Source organism: Agrobacterium sp. 22-221-1 (assembly GCF_053522445.1).
The window spans coordinates 162,330-175,785 of record NZ_JBNWCL010000002.1; the positions used below are offsets into that span (position 1 = coordinate 162,330).

The 13,456-nt window shown below is 60.4% G+C and carries 8 protein-coding genes; 2 read left to right on the top strand and 6 right to left on the bottom strand.

What is annotated here, in order from left to right; all coding sequences use genetic code 11:
* Nucleotide 1: 1 nt before the first annotated feature.
* The 4 genes from ACQZ5N_RS04305 to ACQZ5N_RS04320 all read right to left on the bottom strand — a co-directional run bounded on the left by ACQZ5N_RS04305 (nucleotide 2) and on the right by ACQZ5N_RS04320 (nucleotide 5,247).
* Entirely contained in the window at nucleotides 2-1,192 is a 1,191-nt protein-coding gene (locus ACQZ5N_RS04305) for an efflux RND transporter periplasmic adaptor subunit (protein ID WP_448732198.1), read from the bottom strand.
* Between the two features lie 419 nt (nucleotides 1,193-1,611).
* Nucleotides 1,612-3,117 carry a diguanylate cyclase domain-containing protein gene (locus ACQZ5N_RS04310; protein WP_448732199.1) on the bottom strand — a complete coding sequence of 502 codons (1,506 nt, stop codon included), beginning with the start codon at nucleotides 3,115-3,117 and terminating at the stop codon, nucleotides 1,612-1,614.
* Nucleotides 3,118-3,283: 166 nt separating this feature from the next.
* Nucleotides 3,284-4,108, bottom strand: coding sequence for a bifunctional allantoicase/(S)-ureidoglycine aminohydrolase (locus tag ACQZ5N_RS04315; protein ID WP_448732200.1), 825 nt, complete (start codon nucleotides 4,106-4,108; stop codon nucleotides 3,284-3,286).
* A gap of 92 nt (nucleotides 4,109-4,200) precedes the next feature.
* Entirely contained in the window at nucleotides 4,201-5,247 is a 1,047-nt protein-coding gene (locus ACQZ5N_RS04320) for a class I SAM-dependent methyltransferase (protein WP_448732201.1), read from the bottom strand.
* A 316-nt stretch (nucleotides 5,248-5,563) separates the two neighbouring features.
* Between ACQZ5N_RS04320 and ACQZ5N_RS04325 the strand changes: the two genes are divergently transcribed.
* Entirely contained in the window at nucleotides 5,564-7,558 is a 1,995-nt protein-coding gene (locus ACQZ5N_RS04325; protein WP_059757281.1) for a putative bifunctional diguanylate cyclase/phosphodiesterase, read from the top strand.
* 43 nt (nucleotides 7,559-7,601) lie between these two features.
* Here the strand turns inward: ACQZ5N_RS04325 and ACQZ5N_RS04330 are convergent, their stop codons facing one another.
* Nucleotides 7,602-8,678 (bottom strand): Ldh family oxidoreductase, encoded by a 1,077-nt coding sequence (locus ACQZ5N_RS04330; protein ID WP_448732202.1) that lies wholly within the window; start codon nucleotides 8,676-8,678, stop codon nucleotides 7,602-7,604.
* Nucleotides 8,679-8,768: 90 nt separating this feature from the next.
* Nucleotides 8,769-11,462, bottom strand: a complete 2,694-nt coding sequence (locus ACQZ5N_RS04335) for a DNA translocase FtsK (RefSeq protein WP_448732203.1) — start codon at nucleotides 11,460-11,462, stop codon at nucleotides 8,769-8,771.
* A gap of 374 nt (nucleotides 11,463-11,836) precedes the next feature.
* Here ACQZ5N_RS04335 and ACQZ5N_RS04340 point away from each other — a divergent pair, with 374 nt between their 5' ends.
* Nucleotides 11,837-13,447, top strand: coding sequence for an ABC transporter substrate-binding protein (locus tag ACQZ5N_RS04340; protein ID WP_448732204.1), 1,611 nt, complete (start codon nucleotides 11,837-11,839; stop codon nucleotides 13,445-13,447).
* Nucleotides 13,448-13,456 lie beyond the last annotated feature (9 nt).

The window sequence follows — 13,456 nt, forward strand, 5'->3', positions numbered from 1 at the left end:
CTTATTGCTTCGCAGCCGGAGCCGCGCTCTCGCTGTCAGCGGCGGTTGCGACATCGGCCTCATCGGACCACGGTTCCGGCTTCACTTTCGCGCCCGGAGCGGTCTTCTGGAAACCTTCGGCCACGACGCGGTCGCCGTCCTTCAGACCCTCGGAAATCACCCAGCGATCGCCGATGGAACGGCCGACGCTGACGCGACGCTGCTCCACCGTGTCTTCGGCATTGACGACAAGCACGCTCGCCTGACCGCCGGCATCGCGCTGAACCGCCTGCTGCGGCACGGCGAAGGCCGCCTTCTGGATACCCTGCTGGATCTGCACACGGACATACATGCCCGGCAGCAGATCGCCGTTCGGGTTCGGGAACTCACCGCGCAGCGTCACCTGACCGGTGGTTTCATCTACCGCCGCTTCGGAAAACAGCAGGCGGCCGGGCAGCGGGTAACGGCTGCCGTCATCGAACAGAAGGTTGACTTCGGCTTCGTTCGGGCCGGTCATCAGCTTGCCATCCTGCAGGGCCTTGCGCAGGCGGATAAGATCGGCCGCCGGCTGGGTGAAGTCGGCATAGATCGGATCGAGCTGCTGGATCGTCGCCAGATTTTCAGAGCCGGTTGCGCTGACAAGGGCGCCTTCCGTAATACGCGCGCGACCGATGTGGCCGCTGATCGGGGCTTTGACATCGGCATATTGCAGATTGAGCTTCGCTTCCGCGACGCCGGCTTCGGCCACGGCCACCTCGGCATCCGCCTGCGCCAGCTGGGCGATGGCGTTGTCGAATTCCTGCTGGGAACCGACGTTGGAACGGCGCAGCTGCTGCTGCCTGTCGGCCGTCTGCCGCGCCTGAAGCTGCGCGGCCTGCGCCCGGCGCAGCGTGCCCTCGGCGCTGTCGACGCGCACTTGGAACGGCGCGGGATCGATCCGGTAGAGAACATCGCCTTCCGTCACCAGCGAGCCCTGTTCGAACACCCGCTCCACGATGATGCCGGAGACACGCGGGCGCACTTCGGCAAGCCGCGTCGGCGCAATGCGTCCCGGCAATTCGTTGGTGATGGGCAGTTCTTCCTGGCTCACCGTCACGATCTTCACCGCACCGGGCGGCGGCGCGCCGGGCGCGGACGCCTGCTCATCGCTACATCCGACCAAAACGATGCCCGTCAACAACACCGCCGCGATCTGCCCCAATCTCTTCGCCATACTGCGCTCCGAATCCGTAAAAAATGTCACATTTACATACATACTAAGACGTATGTAAAACTTCGGCAATAAAATTGTTGCAGCGCAAAAGCCGTCTCACGCGCTTGTGAAGGCGTGTGAGACGGCTTGCGGAGAGCGCTGTAATTGGGAACGGAGGACTAACTGGCGTTCGAGGCAGGACATATCGCGACAGGCCGGAGGCGACAGCCAGCCGAATGAAGCTTTCCGCAGCTTCCGTCACGTCCAAACCACCGCTGTGCGGTTTAGATTCCGGGGATAAACATTCTCTCGACGTCATCCTCGGGCCCGTCCCGAGGATCTGCAACCGATTGATTTTATTCGACGTGATTAGATCCTCGGCACGGGGCCGAGAATGACGTCGGGGCTAAGGGAATGCCCCACGACGCTCTCACTCCCCGTTAGGACAGACGCTTCAGCGAGGAGGCTTCCGACTGTGGGTCAAGTTTCGTCGTGTCATTATTGTCGGCGGATCTGCTGCGCAGGGCCGCATAATAGGCGTTCTTCTGCTCGTACATATTCATATCGGCGCGGCGCACCAGCGATTCCATCGTCTCGCCGGCCTCGCTGGTCGCCACGCCCAGCGACAGGCTGAGCGGCGCGCTGGAATAGAACTGGTTGTTGATCTTCAGCAATTCATAAACGGTCTCGACCATGGCGGCGGCAATCTGCCTGTCGGCGCCGGGAAGAAGGATCGCGAATTCGTCGCCGCCGATGCGCGCAGCATGGTTCGGCGCGGTCACCACGCCGTTCAGCACCTCGCCCACACGCCGCAACAATGCGTCGCCGGCATCGTGCCCCAGCTTGTCATTGGCGTCCTTCAGGCCGTTGAGATCGATGACAATGGCCGAAACCGGCCTGAGCGCGCTGCGCTCCAGCCGGTTCAGCTCATCCGAATAAAAGGCGCGATTGTGCAGCTTGGTCAGTACATCGTGCTTGCCGAGATATTCGAGATAGGCTTCCGCCTTCTTGCGCGCGGTAATGTCCGTCAGCGCCACCTGCACCAGCGACCAGTCGCGCTCATGGCCGGGGAAGACGGAAAAATGCAGGAGCACGTGCCGCTCCGAACCGTCAAGCGCGTAATTCACCACCTCGCGATGGTGGGTGAGATTGCCGTTCCAAAGCTCCATCAGCTGTTCCCGGAACGGTTTTTCCATCTCGCCGCGAAAAATATCGCCGAGCCGCTGCAACAGAACCTGCCGGTCCGGCGCGCAGAACAGGTCGAGCGTCGCGCGGTTGACGTCGATGACGCGGATTTCGCTCATGCATTGCCGCACGAATTCGGGATGCACATCCATGAACACGCGGAAATCGACGATGCCGCGGTCCCTGACCTCCTCGATCAGCCGCCGCACGCGACTGAAATCCTCCACCCACAGGGAAACGGGCGAATGTTTGAACATGCCTTCGGCGTAACGGCGGTTGAGAAGCTCCTTGCGGCGCGCCTCCTCCCGCTCCGTCACATCCTCGGTGGTCAAAAGCAGCCGTCCGAGCGTTTCCTCATGGCCGGGTATGACCGCGCCGCGCAACTGGATATCCAGCCGCTTGCCGCCGATTGAATAATTGACCGCGTTGCTGGTGAATTCCGTCTTGCCCGCCCAGAGTTCGGAAAGCTCGTTCACATGGCTTTCCAGCATGTCGTCACGAAAAATCCGGTGGAGATTGTCGACGAGATGCGCCTGATCGCGGGCCTCGAACAGTTCCAGCGTCCTGGCGTTGACCTTGATCACGCGGATTTTCTGCGAGCAGGCCGCCACTCTCGATAAATCTTCCAGAAGAAACGCCCGGATATCCTCGACGCCCTGCGATCGCCAGATATCGAACTGGCTTTTCACCTCGCTGAAATCCTCGATCCACATCGCCACGGGGGCAAGATTGAAGACATTGGTATCGATTATCTCATTCATACGGGAGGTCTTCTCAAGGATAGCAGGCGAATGCCGAAACGGTGCGGAACGGCGATAGCCGCCCGCATAACCGGATTTATTAGTGATATTCGATTTAACGCAAGCATTTATCGCGCAAACCGCCGGATTGCGCGATAATTCATGGGTTTTGCGGATATGACGCCCGTTACCAGAGCTTCACGTGCCGGTTCACATCCTTGTAAAGCAGGTAACGGAAGCGGCCCGGTCCACCCGCATAGCAGGCCTGCGGGCAATAGGCGCGCAGCCACATGAAGTCGCCCGCCTGCACTTCCACCCAGTCCTCGTTCAGCCGGTAGACGGCCTTGCCTTCCAGCACATAAAGGCCGTGTTCCATTACATGGGTTTCCATGAAAGGAATGGTCGCACCCGGCTCGAAGGTGACGATGTTGAGATGCATGTCGTAACGCACGTCTTCCGGATCGATGAAGCGGGTCGTCGCCCATTTGCCGTCCGTATCCGGCATGGCCGACAAAGCGTGCTCATCCTCATGCGTGAAGATCGCCGGCGGCGGCTCCAGTCCGTCGACCGCCTGAAACGCTTTGCGGACCCAGTGGAACTTGACGGGCGCCTTGCCCGAATTGCGAATCTGCCAGCGGGAACCGGCAGGAAGGAAGGCGAAGGAGCCCTCCCGCAACGCATGCTGCACGCCCTCGAATTCCACGGTCATTTCGCCGTCGACAACGAAGATCGCCGCTTCGGCCCGTGCGTCCGGTTCCGGCCGCTCACTGCCGCCGCCCGGCTGCACCTCGACGATATATTGCGCGAAGGTTTCGGAAAAACCCGTCATCGGCCGGGCGATGATCCACGCGCGAGTGCCGGTCCAGTGCGGCAGCACGCTCGTTACGATATCGGACATGACGGTTTTGGGGATGACCGCATAGGCGGTCTTGAACACCGCCTTGCTCGACAGAAGTTCCGTCTGTCCCGGCAGACCGCCCATATCCGAATAATATCTCTTCATTTCAGCCATTCCATTCTGCAACGCATTCGGCGCGGATTCTTAGGCCCGCGCCGAGGTTTAATCAAATGGTTATTGGCAAGCAGAGACTGGCCCGAAGGATGTCACACCTTCTTACGCATCGTGGCGTAGACGATATTGTGGTTCTCCCCGAAGAACACATCCGCCTCGATGCTTGCAGGATCGGCGCTGGCATTGACGATCCGCCACATATCCGCCTTGGAGCGCAACAGCAGCGCCCAGTTCATGAAGGTTTCCATGTAACCGTCGACGACGATGTCTTCCGAGAAATTGGCGAAGAGGAACATGCCGCCGGGTTTCAGCATTTCCATGCAGCGCCGCGTGAGTTTGATCGCCACGCGGTCGTTCAGATAATCGTAGAGACCGGCCGCGTAAATCAGATCGAAAGTACCGAGTTCCTGCGTGCGCAGGACGATATCGCGCACCGAACCGTCGATCGCCTCGATGCAGCTGCCATTGAAATCGCGGGCGACGGAACCGACGCTCAAGGGGTCCTGATCGAGCGCCACCCAGCGCTTGATTTTGCCCTCTTTCAGCGCCACGGAGGCATCCGCCTCGCGCAGATGGCCGGAAGCGATGGTGAGGATTTCCGTCTCATTGCCATGCCGGGCCGCGGCCTCGTCGACGAACCGCGTCAGCAAATCGCGCCGCTCGCGCACGGCAACCGAGGAACTGGCATCCTTGGTGTAGTCGTAAAGGGCCGCACCGAGCGGCGTGGCATTATTTACCAGTTCGGCAACACTGTCGTGGCCATAAATGAAATCGAGCAGCTGCGCATCGCCCGAATAACCCCGCGGCTTTTCGAAAGACCAGCGCGTGAACGGGTCCTCCAGAAAATGGACCGAAACGGGGTGATTCTGCACCAGCGGAATCAGTTCAGCCCACACGCTGGAGTGGAGCTTCTCCCGCAAGCCATGCAGTGCACCCGCCGTTCTATGTATTATCTCACGTGCTGAAACACGATTGTCGAATTGCTGCTGTGCCAATTCGAGAATGAGCGCAATCTCTGCTTTCGCAACTGCGAACTGCTCATCGAATGTTTCCGTTCTGCGTGCAAAAATCTCTTTTGCGACAGTATCCGGGGTAATCAGACTTGCCCCGTCAAGATTTTTCTTCTTTACCCGCACCACTTCAGCCTCCAGTATTAACACATTGTTAACTATACGTTTCTGGGAGGCGGAAGGCCACTCGCTTTCGATTTTTGAGCGGTGTAGGGATACATTAGTAGATTAGCGTATTTTTTTGGTCACACTCGTGAGGACGGGAGAAAGCAGATACGCGATTTAGTGAAACTTAATGTTGCGAACGTATGATGCGTTCTTCCTTTCCATGTTCTCCGCACGCATCGGCAGAGATCGACGGGAACCCTCACTGGGTGCGACAGCACACGGAAAAGTGGAATAAGCAGTTACTTAATAAAGTATACGCAACACTATGGGAAAGTGCATGAAGCACACATTGGGAGAGGTGAGTGGACAGCAAGACTATCGGCGGCCGGACTCCCGGTTTTCTGATGAACTCCTTGCCCTTTACCAGCAGGAAGGTGAGCGCAGCCGCCGCGGTTCGATCCGGCGGGGCCTGTGGACCGCTGTCTTCATCTATCTGCTGTTTGCCGCAACCGACATCATTCTGATACCCGACGTCGCTTTTTACACCATTATCGCACGTCTGATTGTTGTCCTGTCATCCCTGCTGACGCTGGAGATTCAGCTAAGCAAGGGCGCCAGCACCACCGCGCTCGATCTCACCTGCGCCACCGCTCTCGTCATGGGCTATATCGGCTGGCTGCTGCCTTCGCTGTTGACCGACAATACCGAAAACATGTCCTATTACATGGTTTTCGGGGCGATCTTCATGATGGGCGCCAATCTGTTTTTCACCTTCCGCTTCCATCTGTCGCTGGTGTCTTCAGGCATCATTCTCGTTACCTATTTTCTGGCGGCAACGCAGTTTCCCGAAGACAGCTTCTACAAGTTCGCCTTCGGCACCTTCTACATATCCTGTTTCGTCTTCACCTCTTACGTGAACTGGAACCTGAACCGGGAGCGCTACCACGTCTTCGTCAACGGGCTGGAAGCGAAGGCCCAGCAGAAGGCGGCGGACGAACGTGGCCAGGCGCTGCTGCGGCTTTCCAATACCGACTCCCTGACGGGCCTGCAGAACCGCCGCGCCATCGACCACCATCTGCGCCTGCTGTGGGACAACTGGATCAGGAAGGAAGAAGGCTTTGCCGTTTTCCTGATCGACGTCGACTTCTTCAAGAAATACAACGACCGTTACGGCCACCAGGAAGGCGACAAGTGCCTGGTGACGGTGGGCAACGCCCTGCAGGATGCGATCACCGAACACGGCGCTTCCATCGGCCGCTATGGCGGGGAGGAATTCATCGTGCTGGCGCCGTTCAAGTCCAAGCAGCAGGTGGGTGAGCTTGCCGAGACGATCCGCCACACCGTTGAAGACCTGTCGCTTGCGCATGACCAGCGCCGGGATGGCACCTTTATCGTCACCGTCAGCATCGGTGCATCCTTCACCCGTCCCAATGCGGACGGCAAGCTGGAAAAGATCATCAACGAGGCCGACCGCGCGCTCTATATAGCCAAGGGCAATGGCCGCAACTGCATGAAGCTGTTCGATCCGGACGATCCGCAGACCAGCGACGAGACGGAAAACATTGCCGCCCTGCTGAAAATCGCCGTCGCGGAAGATCTCGTTTCCCTCGTCTATCAGCCTATTCTCAACATTTCGACCAACGAGACCGCGGGGGTCGAAGCGCTGATGCGGCTTCGCCTGCTGGATGGCAATCCTGTCGCACCCGGTATTTTCATTCCGATTGCCGAACGCACCGGCACGATCATGGAACTGGGCCTGTGGACTATCAAGACCGTCTGCAAGCAGATACTGGCCGATGACAAGGTGGCGGTCGTCAGTGTCAACGTATCGCCGATGCAATTAAAAAATCCGGGTTTCGCCACCTCGGTGGCGGCCATTCTCGTGGAGGCGGGAATTGCCGGCAACAGGCTTGCCTTCGAAATTACCGAAGGCGTCGACATGGAAATGCATTCGGACGTGCTGCGTTGTCTGAACGACCTGAAAACGCTCGGCATCAATATCTGGCTGGATGATTTCGGAACGGGTTTTGCCGGCCTTTCCTGGCTGCGCATGACGGATTTCGATACCGTCAAGATCGACCGCTCCTTCCTGCACGACAGCAAGACCCCGCGTGGCCGCGCGATGCTGCAGGACATGATCCGCCTCATCCGCAATCGCGGCCACAAGATCCTGATCGAAGGCGTCGAGACCGAGGAACAGCTGAGGCTCGTGCGTCAGATGGAGATCGACTACGCGCAGGGTTATTATATCGGCCGCCCCATCGGGGCCGAAAGGCTGGGCGCGGCGGCAGCGCCCTATCCGCGCCCGAATATGCTGCTGCGGCCCGCCTGATCATGGGATGACGGCGGAACGCCGCCGTTAGCCGCAGGCCGCTTTAATGATAGGCGGGCGGGTTGACCGAGAATTTTGCAGCAAGCTCCGAGAAGGCCGCCCGCGTGACGGGATCGACAGGAGCCCCTTCCCTCTCTCGCCTTGCCGCCACCGCCCACTCCCGGTCACCCGGCGCCATGACCTTGCAATCCTCCCGCACGGGGGATCCGCGCAGGACCTCGAGATAACGCTTCATGCCCTCGTCGAACACCTCGCGCTCCAGGAAGGCTTCCGGCTTCAGCGCCAGAACGAAGGCCCCAAGCCCACGCGGCGTGGAAAAATCCGGCCCGCCCATCGGAGCGATATCGAAGCTGAGTTTCATGCCCGTAAGAACAGCGCTGAAAATCTCGACCATTCCCGCAAGTGCCGCCCCCTTGAAACCGAACTCGCCGCCGACCGGGGCAAGCATTTCAACGGCATGGGGATCGCGGGTATCGACACCATCACCATCCGAGGCGACACCTTGCGGCAGTTGCTGGCCGAGGCTCCGATAAAGCAGGACACGGTTATAGGGCACCGCGCTGGTGGCCATATCCAGCAGCCAGGGCATGTCATCCGCTGCCGGCACACCGATGGCGATGGGATTGGTGCCGTGGAAACGCATGGCGCCATCATGCAGGCGCACGAAACTGTCGGAATTGCAGAAGGTGAGGCCGATATAGCCCTGCCGCGCCGCTTCCAGCGCATAAGCGCCGGCCGGGCCGAAATGCGATGAGTTGCGGATCGCCACCGCGCCAATGCCGAATTTTTCCGCGAGCGCCATGGCGCTGTCCATCGCCGCATAGGTGGCGCGGGCACCATGGGCGTGGTCGGCGTCGATCGTCTCCACCGCGCCGAAGCCCGAAACGCGGCGGATCTGCGGCCGCCGATTGAGACGCCCGCCTTCTAGCGCGGTAATATAATGGGCGAGCAGGCGGACGCCGTGGCTGTCCACACCGAGCCTTGTGCCGTGCATCATGGCGCGTGTCGCCGCATCGGCCGTTTCGTCATCGGTGCCGGCTGCCAGGAAAACGGTGCGGCAAAACCGCTCCAGCTCATCCAGACTCGCCAGAACGGTGGCTTTTTCATTGCTGTGCGCCATGAGGGAATCCTCCCAATTCCAGAATCCATGCCGCACAAGCTATTCACGGGGCGCTTTTTTGCAATCGAATATCGCGCCCCGAAGGTTCAATCAGTCTTCCGCTCCCATGGCATCGTAAGAAGAGCGTTCGCCGGCGATGATCGCGCGTTTGCCGACATGGTTGGCAGGCCCGACAATGCCTTCCTGTTCCATGCGCTCGACCAGCGAAGCGGCACGATTATAACCGACGGACAGGCGGCGCTGGATATAGGATGTGGAGCACTTCTTGTCGCGCATCACCACCTTGACGGCCTTTTCATAGAGATCGTCGCTATCGTCCTCGCCCATGGCGGTCTTGTCGAAAACAGCGGCTTCCTCTTCCACCTCTTCGTCGGTTTCGTCGGCGTCTTCGGTAACGGTGCCGAGATATTCCGGACGTCCCTGCGTCTTCAGATGCGCGACCACCTTCTCCACTTCCTCATCCGAAACGAAGGGACCGTGGACACGGGCGATGCGGCCGCCGCCCATCATGTGCAGCATATCGCCCTGGCCGAGCAGATGCTCCGCGCCCTGTTCACCGAGGATGGTGCGGCTGTCGATCTTCGAGGTCACCTGGAAGGAGATGCGGGTCGGGAAGTTCGCCTTGATCGTACCGGTGATGACATCGACCGACGGGCGCTGGGTTGCCATGATGAGATGGATGCCGGCGGCACGCGCCATCTGCGCCAGACGCTGGATCGCACCTTCGATTTCCTTGCCCGCGACCATCATCAGGTCGGCCATTTCGTCGACGATGACGACGATATAAGGCATGGCCGTGAGGTCCATTTCCTCCTGCTCGTAGACCGCTTCGCCGGTGGCGCGGTCAAAGCCGCTCTGCACGTTGCAGAACACCGTCTCGCCCTTGGCGCGGGCGGCAGCTGCCCTTGCATTGTAGCCGTCGATATTGCGCACGCCGAGACGCGACATCTTGCGATAACGGTCTTCCATTTCGCGCACGGCCCATTTCAGCGCCATGACCGCCTTTTTCGGATCGGTGACTACAGGCGTCAACAGATGCGGAATACCGTCATAAACGGAAAGCTCCAGCATCTTGGGATCGACCATGATGAGACGGCATTCTTCCGGCTTCAGACGATAGAGCAGCGAAAGGATCATGGTGTTGATGGCGACCGACTTGCCGGAACCGGTGGTGCCGGCGACCAGCAGATGCGGCATCTTCGCCAGTTCGGCGATGACAGGTTCGCCGCCGATGGTTTTGCCGAGGCAAAGCGCGAGCTTCTGGCGGGTCTCGGCGTAGTCGGTCGCTTCGATCAGTTCGCGCAGATAAACCGTCTCGCGCACCGGGTTCGGCAGTTCGATGCCGATGACATTGCGGCCGGGCACCACGGCGACGCGCGCCGAGAGCGCCGACATGGAGCGGGCGATATCGTCCGAGAGACCGATGACGCGCGAGGACTTGACGCCGGGGGCGGGTTCGAACTCGTACAGCGTGACGACCGGGCCGGGACGAACGTCGATGATCTCGCCCTTGATGCCGAAATCCTCCAGCACGCTTTCGAGAAGCCCGGCGCTCTGCTCCAGCGCTTCCGGCGTCATGGTCGTGGTCTGCTGGACGCGGGCCTCCTGCAGAAGATCGATGGAGGGGTATTCATATTCCCCCTCGGCGAAGACAGGCGCTTCGCGGAACATCGGTTGCGAGGCCTGGATGGGCGCGCGCGGCGTGAAGCGCGGCTCGGCCGCAATTCTCTCAACCGGCTGAACCTGCTCCACAGGTCTCGGCGTCTCGACGACCATCGGCGCTTCCGCGGCGGGCGGCGGCGCGACTTCCTGTTCCACGACCGGAAGGGCGGCAGGAACGACGGACTGACGCACGCCGATCTCGCGGTAAAGCCGGATTGCCGAACCGCCCGGCACGGTGACGACAGGAGGTTCGGACGAAAGCACGATCGCAGCGGCTGCCGGCGATACGACGGCGACCGGCGCGACTATCGCTGGCGCCGTGACGACCGAATTTGCAAGAACGGCGCGCGTGGACGCGGAAACGCCCTCGCCGGCACTGCCCGGCAGATCGAGCGTCATCACTTCCCAGAAAAGCTCATCCGGCAGATGGGCGGCGAAAGCAGGAATGACGGCCTGAGCGGCCTCGACAGCAGGTGCTACGGATTGCGGCTGAACCGACGGGAATATCTGCGGCACGGGCTCTTCCACGGCTACGGAGACACCCTCCTGAACCGGCATCTGCGCAGCGGCAGCCGCCTCTTCCGCCTGCTTGCGGGCAAGCTCCAGCCGCAATTTGTAAGTCAGCGCTCTGGCTCCCCGGGCCTCCGGCGGCTGCGGCAGAAACGGCATGCGCGGCGGCGGCACGCGCTGCTCCGCCGGCTTCACGACGGGTTGGGAGACAGGAGCAACCTCCTGCTGTACAGCCTGCTGCTGCGCCAACGCTTCCTGCTCCACCGTTTCAGGCGGAGCGGCAGCCGGGATTTCCTCTTCCGGAATATTGGGTGTCTCGACAGGCATGCGCCGGGCAAAGGCGCTTTCCGGCGTGCGGGTGAAACGCACATTCGGGCCAAGCACGAAAGCATTCTGCCAGCCGGGCATCTCGGCGCGGCCTTCAATGGCGTCGGCTGCGCTGACATCGGCATTCGGCCGGGGTGCCGCGCCGGCCTTCATTCCCGCCGTCTGCTGACCGGCAACCGACTGGCCGCCGGCATGACGAGCCTTCTCGCTCCCCTCCCCTACGCTATTGGACGAATTCTGGAATCTGGATCGGGAGAAACTCATGGCAGCGTGCACACTCATCATAAACGTACATATTTCGGTCTCCCTGAAATAGAAAATAAAGGTTAATTACCCCTTTCCAAACGGGGCCGCCGCGGCAGATTTTCGCTCCGCCCACAGGCGCAACGGGGCACACACGGCCGAAGCATCGGTATCCCAACCACCTAATTTCATTACGTTAAATCAATTTTCCGGAACATCGCCGCCGGTAGGACCGCAACAGGAGAAAAGCGCATTGCCGCCGGAAAGCATATTGTTTCCGCAAAGGCCCGCGCAACGTAAAATCATTGCTGTAAAGCCGGCGAATTAACGTGGACACTGCCGAGGTTGCAGTCTTAAGATCGGCCGCCGCGGACCAAGTGGAAAGGCCCGCCCAGCCCTCATTTCCGGAGTGAATCATGTCGCCTGCCCACCTGTCCCGCCGCTCGCTTCTCAAGACGTCACTCCTTCTTGCCGCAACCACGGGTTTGGCGGGCATCGCCACCGCGCAGCAGGCGGCACCCGGCGGAAGGCTGATCGTCGCGGCCGATTCGGAGCCGAAGAACCTCAACCCGGCGATCGTCGCCTCAAACGGCGTGTTTTATATCGCCAGCAAGATCATCGAGCCGCTGGCCGAAGCCTCCTTCGATGGCAAGGACGGGCTCGCGCCGCGGCTTGCGACCGAATGGCAGGGATCGGATGACGGTCTCAGCGCCACTTTCAAGCTGCGCGAAGGCGTGTCCTGGCATGACGGCAAGCCGTTTACCTCGGCGGATGTGGCCTTTTCGGCGCTCTCCATCTGGAAGCCGTTACAGAATCTCGGACGGCTGGTCTTCGCCAATCTCGAGAAGGTGGACACGCCGGATGAACACACGGCGATTTTCCGCTTCTCCAAGCCGACGCCCTTCCAGCTCATCCGCAACGCGCTGCCGGTCGTTACCAGCGTCGTGCCGAAACATCTTTATGAAGGCACCGATATCGCCACCAACCCGGCCAATACCAAGCCGGTCGGCACCGGGCCTTTCGTCTTTGCCGAATACAAGCCCGGCGAATATTATCGCCTGACCCGCAATCCCAATTACTGGGGCAAGGAAGAACCGCAGCTCGAAGAGATCATCTACCGCGTCCTGCCGGACCGGGCCGGTGCGGCCTCCGCGCTCGAAGCAGAGGAAATCCAGCTCGCCGCCTTCTCCGCCGTACCTCTGGCCGATCTCGACCGCATCTCAAAGGTGGCGGGCATCAAGGTCATTGCCGATGGCTACGAGGCGCTTACCTATCAGCTGGTGGTCGAAATCAACCATCGCCGCAAGGAACTGGCCGATCTCAAGGTCAGAAAGGCCATCGCCCACGCCATCGACAAAAAATTCGTCATCGACAAGGTCTTCCTCGGTTACGCCACGGCATCCACAGGACCGGTGCCGAAGAACGCCCCTGAATTCTATACCGACGATGTCGAGACCTATGATTTCGATGTGGCCAAGGCCAATGCCCTGCTGGACGAGGCGGGTTATGCGCGCGGCCCGAACGGAACCCGTTTCTCGCTGAAACTTCTGCCGGCGCCGTATTTCAACGAAACCAGGCAGTTCGGCTCCTATCTTCGTCAGGCGCTGCAGGAAATCGGCATCGATGCCGAGTTGGTCAATAATGATTCAGCCGCTCACCAAAAGGCTGTCTACACCGATCATGCCTTCGATCTCGCCATCGCGCCGCCGGTCTTCCGCGGCGACCCGGCAATTTCCACCACCATTCTCGTGCGTTCCGGCATTCCGGCGGGCGTCGGCTTCTCCAACCAGGGCGGTTACGAGAACAGGACGCTGGACGAATTGATCGACAAGGCGGCGATAACGGTCGACACCGCCGCGCGCACGGCACTTTACAAGGATTTCCAGAAGCAGGTCGCCGCCGATCTGCCGCTGATCAACGTTGCCGAATGGGGCTTCATCACGGTGGCGCGCGATACCGTCAAACATGTCGCCAGCAATCCCCGCTGGGCCGTTTCCAACTGGGCGGATACGGCGGTCGATACGTAAGGACGCGTC